The following is a 1,954-nucleotide window of genomic DNA, read 5'->3' on the forward strand; positions in this document are numbered from 1 at the left end:
GTCACAGTCTTCACAGTTGCCACGCCATGCATCGTTGCAGGAAAACCCATCAATCCGCTGGTGAACGAGGGCAGGATCACCCAAAGATCATGTGGGAGTCCACCGCTTCTGCCGTGTCTCGGCATGATGATCTACGTACCACCGGACGCGTCCAGCACGGCGTCACGATCGCCGAATCCGGCGACTTGCGCGACCGGCCACCTGGGCTTCACCCCTCTGACCGGCATCACCACGCGGGACTGGCTGTTGCCGACCAGGCCGGAGCCGTGGAGATCGGTACGCCCGTCAGGCCGCGATGGATGGCCCAGCGGATCAAGTTGCCTATTCCCGGTCGCCTCGCAGAAATGGCTCGGACGCATCAGGAAGACTGGCAGGCATGGCTGATCTGGGCGACCCGAAGGCTGCGCTGCACCACTACCTCCAGGCGACTCGCGATAACCTGATCTGGAAGCTCGACGGGCTGAGCGAACGCGAGGCCAGACTGCCCCGCACCGCGACCGGCAATAACCTGCTGGGAGTCCTCAAGCACTGCCTCAATGTCGAAGCCGGCTACTTCGGGCCTGCCTTCGGGCGTGAGTTCCCGATGCCTGAGGAACTGGTACCCATGCAGGCGTTCGAGGAAGACCCGCAGGCAGACTGGTATGCGCGGGAGGGCGAGACGAAGAATGGGCTGATCAACCTGTATCGCCGCGTCGGGGTGTTCGCGGATCAGACGATCGAACAGCTACCCCTCGACGCGCCAGGGCATGTGCCGTGGTGGCGCCCAGGCGAACAGGACGTGACGCTGCACAGAATCATCATCCACGTGACCACCGACCTCGCCCGTCACGCCGGGCACGCCGACATCATGCGCGAGCAGCACGACAGGGCGATCGGCTTGCGGCGGGAGAACTCTGGCGTCCCCCACGACTACGACTGGGCGGCGTACGTCACCAAGCTGACGAAGCTCGCTGACCGGTTCGGTTAGCCACCCCGGTCCCATCGATACAGACACAGTAGCCAGTATCCGCTGATCGGCGGTTCCGGCCGGCGTAGCGACAGGCGCCACCTGACGCTACGCGGCGCGCGTATTGCGGAAGATCAGTGCACCTGATCATGGGTCGAGGAGGACACAGGGCTTGTGTCATGACTGCCCTGTGCCAGCGTTCAGCAGGCGTTCCTTCCCAGGCGTCCGAACTCGTCGAGGGAGACGGTCTTCTGTACCTCTCTGTTGGTCTCGATAGTGGTGATCAAGACCGATCCTGGTTTCAGGTCGGCCAGTTCAGGAAGCCGGAAGCTCACGTCGTGGGAGGTGAAGCTGTTGTTCCTGGTGAGTACGCGCATTCGGAAGCCTGTGCCCAGGGCAGGGCCCGGCGAAGGCGGGAAGCCCGTCAGCTCAACGGTGGCCGGTGAGGTCGCGTCGCGCTGCTGCACGTCGTACCGCCACTCCGGCCAGTTGGACGACGGAGTCGGTGCGTCAGACGGGGACGGCGAGGCCAGATCGTCTGCGATACGGAGAACCACGACGTCCGGCGGCTGGTCCGCGCACCAGGCCAGCGCCGCGAGCGGCCGGCCGTCAGCATCCGCGGTCAGTCCGGTGACGGCTTTGATCGCGGGTGTGCAGGACGTCAATCCTGCCAGTACCAATAGAGCGGCGCTCAACGACGCGGTGGTCCGCCGCGCCGTCGCCAGCGGGTGAACGGCCATGCTCCGACCATCGCAGCGTTACGTCGATCTACGACCACGGTCTCGTCTCAGATCGATGACGGCCCCCGGCCGGAGCGGCGCGCCCGCTCGGTGGCAGATGCGGACGCGGACTTGGCAGACCATGTCGGCGGGTGTCGTGCAGACTGGGCCAATGGTGAGTGTGGGTTCAGTACGGGGCTTGACCCCTGACCCTGGACACGGGGTTTATGCGGCCGGGGCCAGCGTAGCTGGCGCTGGCCGGGTGCTCTTCTCGTAAGTGATCGGTGCT

At 65.1% G+C, this 1,954-nt stretch carries 2 protein-coding genes; one reads left to right on the forward strand and one right to left on the reverse strand.

Features of this window, described 5'->3' with window-relative positions:
• Nucleotides 1-376: 376 nt before the first annotated feature.
• Nucleotides 377-967 carry a DinB family protein gene (locus tag ACZ31C_RS32200; protein WP_465798502.1) on the forward strand — a complete coding sequence of 197 codons (591 nt, stop codon included), beginning with the start codon at nt 377-379 and terminating at the stop codon, nt 965-967.
• A 179-nt stretch (nt 968-1,146) separates the two neighbouring features.
• Here the strand turns inward: ACZ31C_RS32200 and ACZ31C_RS32205 are convergent, their stop codons facing one another.
• Nucleotides 1,147-1,686, reverse strand: coding sequence for a hypothetical protein (locus ACZ31C_RS32205; RefSeq protein WP_465798503.1), 540 nt, complete (start codon nt 1,684-1,686; stop codon nt 1,147-1,149).
• Between the last annotated feature and the right edge of the window lie 268 nt (nt 1,687-1,954).

Source organism: Micromonospora sp. NPDC023869 (assembly GCF_055559695.1).

Excerpts from the sequence above, each read along its gene's own strand:
- ACZ31C_RS32200 (WP_465798502.1), top strand. The coding sequence starts at position 377 with ATGGCTGATCTGGGCGACCCGAAGGCTGCGCTGCACCACTACCTCCAG.
- ACZ31C_RS32205 (WP_465798503.1), bottom strand. The coding sequence starts at position 1,686 with ATGGCCGTTCACCCGCTGGCGACGGCGCGGCGGACCACCGCGTCGTTG.